We start from the raw sequence: 7,173 nt of genomic DNA, 5'->3' as shown, positions 1-7,173 counted from the left end.
GCGGCTCGGGGACCGCAGATTCAAGCACCGAATTGGTAATGAACCAGCCGACTGAGTCATGCCATTTGTCGTCGAAGCGGCTGTGCACGGGAAACACAGCCCGCAGCGGGGTTCCCGCCAACTCGCGGGTCACCGCGGTCATCGCAACAACAGCGAGTGCGAGCGTCGAGACGCCGTCGTTGCGGGCTTGCGCCGCGAACGCCGCACCGTCGTCGAGATCGAACACATCCCGGACTTCCACACGCTCGCGCTGAGGATTGGGCGCACCCAGGGGCAACGGGAATTGCGGCATGACTCCGCCGCTGTCCCCGATGATTTGTTCCCACCGTTGACGCACGTGGTCCGGCGCCGCTTTCCGGTCTAGAAGTGCTTGCGTGTGCTCAACAAATGCCGGGGCTGGCTCGGGCAACAATTCGCGGCCGGCGCTCCCGGCGTCGAGGGCCGACAGCAGGTCGCGCGCGATCACCAGCATCGACCACATGTCGACGTGGGAGTGGTCGGCTGCAATCACAACCGTGAGTCCGGCAGCAGTCTCCAATACGCACAGGCGGTGTGAGGGTTGTTGGTATGGCGAGCACGCGGCGTCGAGAATGTCCCGCACTGCGTCATTGACGGCTTGGCCTGGAGACACCTGATGCTCCACCCAGGTTCCCGGACCAACATCAATTTCGTAAAGCTCCGGCTCACCGTCCTCACCGGGAACGAAAGCCGTTCGCAGCGTGCCGTGGCGGCCGACGACGGCCAGCCAGGCATCGGCAATCGACTCACGACGAGTTGGTGCAGGCAGCCGAAAAGACATTGCCATCCAGGAGCCGGGCCGGTCGCCGGCTCCTACATGGAGCCGCTGATCAAAGGACACCGGAAGACGCCGGCGGAGCGCAGACACGCTGACGTCATAGCCCCAAAGTCGTCCGAACGGTAGCCGCAGGTGCGTGACGTTGGTCAGGCGCATGGCAGTATCCTATCGCCCCAGATAGCCTGAACGTTCAACGCGGCCGCTCAAGGTGGCGCTGCCAGTCACGGAACGAGGAGCCTGATGCCCACTTTCGAGGTTCCCGGAGCCGAGCTTGCGGTTGCTTTGAGCGACGAAGGTGGACACCCGGTTGTCCAACTGCATGGCCTGACATCAAGCCGCGCGCGTGATCGGGTGCTCAACCTCGACCTCGGCCGAGGGCTGAGTGGAACTCGACTGCTGCGGTACGACGCACGCGGCCATGGCCGGTCGACAGGGCGCAAGGTCCCCGAGGACTATCAATGGCAAAACCTCGCCGATGACCTCCTGCGGCTGCTCGATCGCTGGTTCCCCGGCGAACGTGTCCACGGAGTCGGTCCCTCGATGGGTACCGGCACGCTCTTGCACGCCGCTTCCCGCGAGCCTGGCCGCTTTAGCGGGCTCACGCTGATGGTGCCACCCACCGCGTGGGAAACCCGAGCCGCACAGGCTGCAAACTACCGGGCTGCCGCGGCGCTTATCGAGGCTGTTGGCGTCGAGGAATTCCTGGCCACCACGCGCGGGGCAACACCGCCGCCGGCCACAATTGGGGCGCCAGAAACCGTGCCCGACGTCGCCGACGCCTCTTGCCGTCGTTGTTTCGAGGCGCGGCACTCAGCGATCTGCCTGATCTTGAGGCCCTCGCGCGAATCGACGTACCGGCGACGATCCTGGCCTGGGTAGATGATCCGGGCCACCCGCTGTCAACCGCGGAAACCCTTGCCGCGCTGCTCCCCCAAGCAACGCTGACAGTAGCCCGCACCCCGGAGGACGTCGAAACCTGGCCTAATATCCTGAGCCAGGATGTCGCCGGTTGGGGTTAAGCCAGGATGATCGTTACCCGATCAGGTAGACCATGCCGCGCCCCTCGTCGGCGAGATTGGTGGCGAAGACCCGGGCCCGTCGAAGATAGCCAATGGCATACTCGACGTCAAGGTCCCGATCGACATATGGCGAATCCGGCAACCGCTGCCTCACCTCCGCATCAGAGATATCGTCCAAGTCCTGAGCAATCGACAAAACCTCGGACGGAGTCAGGGCCCTTACCCACGGATCCCAACCTTCGCCATGCATGGTCACGTTGCCTTCAAACATACGAAAAGCGGGTCGCGCCGCCATGGCCGCCCCCAATGGGGCCGTGAGAACCTGCAGATGCCGCCATGCCTTGTCCAGATAGAGCATGTCGCGCTCAGATATCAATTGTTCGAAGGTGGTACCGCTGGTCCCGACACCAGGGTCAAGGCCCCAAGCATCAGCAAGTGGATCGACGGACACGAAGGTCATCGGGTCGGAAAGCACCTGTTCAGTGAGTTCGCCGTCGAATGCATATGCGTAATATCTGATTCCCATTCACCAAGTATTGCCAAAGCGCAAGCTGCGCAGGAGGGCTGAGTTGCGTTATGTGGATAACTCGCGAGATGAACTGTACCGGCATGTCGATGACCAGCCGCACCGATTTGTTCACGCACCCCTGAGAGGCGTGATGGCCGCGATCTGCCCGGCCGCACGAACTTCGGCAACGTCGGGGATCGGCCATCGGCGAAAGACCGGGCACCTGACCAGGATGTAAACGCCGTGATCGCCGTGGGCAGCAGGCATCCGGCCGGCGAAGTCGCCCTGGTCTACCCCGTGCCGGATAGGACGGCGTAAATATCCGAGCCACCGCAGCGTGCGGGTGGTTAGGCTGGGTGGATGGCGACAGTTATTCTCGTGCGGCACGGCCGCACTACAGCCAATGCCACGGGGCTGCTGGCCGGGCGGGCGGTCGGCATCAGCCTGGACCAGGTCGGGCGCGACCAGGCGGCTCTGGCTGGAGACCGGCTCGCCGCGGTGCCCTTGGTCGCGGTGGTGTCGAGCCCGCTTGAGCGTTGTCAGCAGACCGCCCAGCTCATCCTCGATCGCCAGGCTGGCACGCCGTACGCGCCGGTCGATCCCGATCTCACCGAGTGCGATTACGGTCAGTGGCAGGGCCGCATGCTCAGTGATCTCGCGACCGAGGATCTGTGGCCGGTTGTGCAGTCCCAACCGTCCGCCGTCGTCTTTCCCGGAGGTGAATCCATGGCCGCGATGCAGGCCCGGTCGGTGGCCGCGATTCGGCGCCACGATGCAGCCTTCGAAGCCGAGTACGGGCCAGGAGCTGTGTGGGTTGCGGTAAGTCACGGTGACATCATCAAGTCAATCCTCGCCGACGCGCTCGGCATGCACCTTGACCTGTTCCAGCGTATTACCGTGAACCCCGCTTCCGTATCGATCGTGCGCTACGGCGGTAACCAGCCGAGCGTCTACGCGACCAACACCGATGCGGGTGATCTGTCCTGGCTGTCGAACGGCATCCAGTCCGGCGATGCGCCGGTGGGCGGCGGTCCAGGGCGGAAGGCGCCATGAACCTCATGTGCCTAGAATACTGACATGCCTACACGTGTTCACGAGTTTGCCTGGCTGATCGGGTCGTCGTCGGCACCATTGGCCTTCCGGGGGCGCGCACGTTCTACCTGCAGGTGCGCGCCGGGACGCAGATCGTGACTGTGGCCCTGGAGAAAGAGCAGTCGGCTCTGCTCGCGGAGAAGATCGACGAAATTCTCGACCAGCTCATCACCGTGGAGGGCAACCCCTTCAGCGTCCCCACGGGTACTCCCGTTGAACTTGTCGACAATGACCAGCTCGAGTCCGTTGAGGAGCAGTTCCGCACCGGCGCCATGAGCTTAGGGTGGGACCCAACCACGGCCCAGATCGTACTAGAGGCCTTCCCCATCACCGATGCCGACGCCGACGCCGACGACAACGACAACGATGAGGACAGCGCTAACGAGACCGAAATGCTGCTGGTCCGCATGCCGGTCGGCACGGCCCGCGCCTTCGCCAAGCGCACCCGTGAGATCGTGGGCGCCGGGCGTCCGACGTGCCCGCTCTGCGGGTACCCCATCGACGCCGACGGGCACATCTGCACCCTTCCCGAGGTCTGATGCCGACGCCGGAGCTCAGGACCGCCGAGTTGAAGCTCACCGGCCGCATCACGACGGCTTCAAACGCTACATTTCTGGGCAGCATCGGCGACGTGGTGGTCGTCTATAAGCCCATAGCCGGCGAAACTCCGCTGTGGGACTTTCCCCACGGCACCCTGGCCCACCGGGAGGTGGCCGCGTACCTGGTCTCGCAGGCTTTCGGCTGGGACATCGTGCCGCACACTTGGCTGCGCGATGGTCCGATGGGCGAAGGTATGGTGCAGCTCTGGCAGGACCAAGACCCCGCCCAAAACGCCGTGGACCTCGTGGCGACAGACCACGTGCCGGAGACGGGCTGGAAACACGTTCTCGAGGGACGGGATGGCAACGGACGCATGGTCACCCTCGTCCACGAAGACTCGCCAGCACTCAGGCGCATGGCGGTGTTCGACACCGTCGTCAACAACGCCGACCGCAAGGGTGACCACATTCTCGCCATGCCGGACGGACAGCGCCATGGCGTGGACCATGGCCTCACCTTTCACCGTGACCACAAGCTGCGCACGGTGCTGTGGGGATGGTTGGGAGACCCTCTGACCGCCGAGGAACGCGAGGGCATCGATCGTGTCAGCGAAGGACTGCACGGTGAACTGGGCCGAAACCTGGCGGACTTGCTCAGTGCCGAAGAAATCGCATCGCTCGCCGCGCGCTGCGCCCGGTTGCGCTTGGCAGGGCGGTTTCCGGCTCCGAGCGGTGAGATGCCAGCGGTGCCCTGGCCGCTGTTCTAGGGAATTGCCCTCCCGCAGGGGCTAGACGTTGAAGCGGAACTCCACCACGTCGCCGTCGGCCATGACGTATTCCTTGCCTTCAATTCGGACCTTGCCGCGGGACTTTGCCTCGGCCATGGACCCGGCGGCGATGAGGTCATCGAAGGAGACAACTTCGGCCTTGATGAATCCGCGCTGGAAATCCGTGTGGATGACTCCTGCGGCCTGGGGCGCGGTGTCGCCACGGTGGATGGTCCAGGCGCGGGCTTCTTTGGGACCAGCAGTCAGGTAGGTCTGCAGTCCAAGCGTGTGGAAGCCGACGCGTGCCAGCTGGTCGAGGCCGGATTCGTCCTGGCCGTTCATCTCGAGCATCTCGCGGGCTTCTTCCTCGTCGAGTTCGACGAGATCCGATTCGAGCTTGGCGTCAAGGAAAATGCAGTCCGCCGGCGCCACCATGGCGCGCAGTTCCTCTTGCTTTTCAGGGTTGCCGAGGATTCCTTCGTCCGAGTTGAAGACGTAGATGAAGGGCTTGGCCGTGAGGAGGCTGAGCTCTTTGAGGTGCTCCATCTCGAGCTTGTCGCTCTTGACCGAAGAGAAGATCGTGTCGCCACGTTCCAAGACGGACTGGGCAGCCAGGATCGCTGCGAGTTCCGCGGCTTCCCGCTTTTTGATCTTGACTTCTTTTTCGATCCTGGGAATGGCCTTTTCGATCGTCTGGAGATCGGCCAGGATCAGTTCGGTGTTGATCGTCTCAATGTCCGAGCGCGGATCGACTTTGCCGTCGACGTGGACAACGTCGGGGTCATCGAAGACGCGGATGACCTGGGCGATGGCTTCTGCTTCGCGGATGTTCGCGAGGAACTTGTTGCCCAGGCCTTCGCCCTCGGAGGCGCCCTTGACGATACCTGCGATGTCAACGAACGAGACGACCGCGGGCAGGAGGCGCTGCGATCCGAAGACCTCCGCCAACTTCTGCAGGCGCGGGTCCGGGAGGTTGACGACGCCGACGTTTGGCTCGATGGTGGCGAACGGGTAGTTCGCGGCCAGCACCTGGTTGCGGGTCAGTGCGTTGAAAAGAGTTGATTTGCCGACGTTGGGCAGTCCGACGATGCCAATAGTAAGAGCCACGAGCATTGATTCTACCCGTTGAGTGCCCCTCTCCGCTTTCGCGGGTGGAACCGTGGACCCCACGCCCGGGTGCCGAGATCCGGCTTCGCTATATTGTCCGACCACTATGCCAAGGTTGGAGACATGGATGGTTTTGCAGTAATACTCGCTTTGTTCATGCTTCTTCTGGGAGCGGCCGCCGGGGTGGTGGCTGGTTTCCTGCTGTTCAGGCGCCGCACTGCCGCGCTTGAGGAAGATTTCGACGGCGTCTCCGCCCGGCTTGCCGCGGTGAACGCCCAGTTTGCCGCCGCCGACGCCGAACGGCGGCTTCTGCTGTCGCAGAACCGTGAACTGAACGAGTCCAGGAACCAGGATGGCAGTGTGTTGCGCGCGCTCGCCCCCGTTGCCGAGAAGCTGACGGCCGTCCAGCAACAGGTCTCGCTTCTGGAGCGTGATCGCTTGGAGCAGTACGGCCAGCTTGCCCAACAGCTCCAGGAAGCCCGGCTGTCCGATGAACAACTCCTGCGCTCCACCCACGCCCTGGCCTCCGCCCTTCGGTCGAACAGTGCCAGGGGGCAGTGGGGTGAAGTCCAGCTGCGCCGGGTGGTGGAGGCCGCCGGCATGCTGCGTCACGTCGATTTCCACGAGCAAGTGCATTCCGCGTCCGCCGACAACGCCGTCCGGCCGGATCTTGTGGTCCAGTTGCCGGGTGGAAAGCAGTTGGTGGTGGACGCCAAGGTTCCGTTGGCGTCCTACCTCGCTGCCCAGGAACAGGGCAATTCCACCCAGCGGGTCAACGGCCTCCAATCTGTGGGCAACGGCGCGGATGCCCTGCTGCTCGCACATGCGAAGGCCCTCAAGTCCCACGTGGATGCCCTGGGGTCCAAGAAGTACTGGGACATCCCCGGCAACTCGCCAGAGCTGGTGATCTGCTTCCTGCCCGCGGAGTCCATCCTGGCCGCCGCTCTCGAAGCGGATCCGGCGCTCTTGGATCATGCCTTGTCCAGAAACGTGGTGCTCGCGTCCCCCGGCACCTTGTTGGCAGTTCTAAAGTCCGTCGCGTTCACCTGGCGCCAGGACGTCCTGACGGACAATGCCCGGGAGCTCTTCGAGCTCGCCCGGCAGCTCTACGAACGCATGGGGACGCTCGGTGACAACGTAGGCAAGCTGGGTTCGTCGCTGAAGACCTCGGTGGATCGCTACAACGCGCTGGTCGGAACGCTGGAAGCACGCGTCTTGCCCACCGCACGGAAGCTCAACTCCATGGATACCGACGGGCTGGTGTCGCCGTCGGCCGTGGAAGCCGTGCCGCGGACCCTTGCAGCACCCGAACTGATCGAAGACGAATCCGCGGCCTAGGACGGCC

The 7,173-nt window shown here is 63.8% G+C and carries 7 protein-coding genes and 1 pseudogene; 5 read left to right on the top strand and 3 right to left on the bottom strand.

Annotation, left to right across the window (positions count from 1 at the left end; genetic code table 11):
• A partial coding sequence (locus AHiyo1_RS02120; RefSeq protein WP_253257122.1) for a condensation domain-containing protein occupies positions 1–952 on the bottom strand: 952 nt, incomplete at its 3' end.
• An 84-nt stretch (positions 953–1,036) separates the two neighbouring features.
• Between AHiyo1_RS02120 and AHiyo1_RS02115 the strand changes: the two genes are divergently transcribed.
• Positions 1,037–1,675 (top strand): alpha/beta fold hydrolase, encoded by a 639-nt coding sequence (locus tag AHiyo1_RS02115; RefSeq protein WP_253257121.1) that lies wholly within the window; start codon positions 1,037–1,039, stop codon positions 1,673–1,675.
• A gap of 153 nt (positions 1,676–1,828) precedes the next feature.
• Here AHiyo1_RS02115 and AHiyo1_RS02110 read toward each other — a convergent pair whose 3' ends face one another.
• Entirely contained in the window at positions 1,829–2,275 is a 447-nt protein-coding gene (locus AHiyo1_RS02110; RefSeq protein WP_172465470.1) for a DUF1877 family protein, read from the bottom strand.
• 408 nt (positions 2,276–2,683) lie between these two features.
• On the opposite strand from AHiyo1_RS02110, the gene AHiyo1_RS02105 reads away from it, so the two are divergent.
• The 3 genes and pseudogenes from AHiyo1_RS02105 (at position 2,684) to AHiyo1_RS02095 (ending at position 4,721) form a co-directional block, all read left to right on the top strand.
• The gene (locus AHiyo1_RS02105) at positions 2,684–3,376 is read left to right on the top strand and encodes a histidine phosphatase family protein (protein WP_059387466.1); all 693 of its coding nucleotides are present in this window, start codon (positions 2,684–2,686) and stop codon (positions 3,374–3,376) included.
• Between the two features lie 24 nt (positions 3,377–3,400).
• Positions 3,401–3,954 (top strand): annotated as a pseudogene (locus AHiyo1_RS02100) (DUF3090 domain-containing protein).
• A complete protein-coding gene (locus tag AHiyo1_RS02095) occupies positions 3,954–4,721 on the top strand; it encodes an SCO1664 family protein (protein WP_059387465.1) in 768 nt (255 codons plus the stop codon). The pseudogene AHiyo1_RS02100 and the gene AHiyo1_RS02095 overlap by 1 nt, the downstream one beginning before the upstream one ends.
• Positions 4,722–4,742: 21 nt before the next feature.
• Here the strand turns inward: AHiyo1_RS02095 and ychF are convergent, their stop codons facing one another.
• Positions 4,743–5,828 carry a redox-regulated ATPase YchF gene (ychF, locus tag AHiyo1_RS02090; RefSeq protein ID WP_059387468.1) on the bottom strand — a complete coding sequence of 362 codons (1,086 nt, stop codon included), beginning with the start codon at positions 5,826–5,828 and terminating at the stop codon, positions 4,743–4,745.
• A gap of 123 nt (positions 5,829–5,951) precedes the next feature.
• Here ychF and AHiyo1_RS02085 point away from each other — a divergent pair, with 123 nt between their 5' ends.
• Entirely contained in the window at positions 5,952–7,166 is a 1,215-nt protein-coding gene (locus AHiyo1_RS02085) for a DNA recombination protein RmuC (protein ID WP_059387464.1), read from the top strand.
• Positions 7,167–7,173 lie beyond the last annotated feature (7 nt).

Source organism: Arthrobacter sp. Hiyo1 (assembly GCF_001263615.2).
Taxonomy (GTDB): domain Bacteria; phylum Actinomycetota; class Actinomycetes; order Actinomycetales; family Micrococcaceae; genus Arthrobacter.
This window is presented reverse-complemented; position numbering and strand designations above follow the sequence as displayed.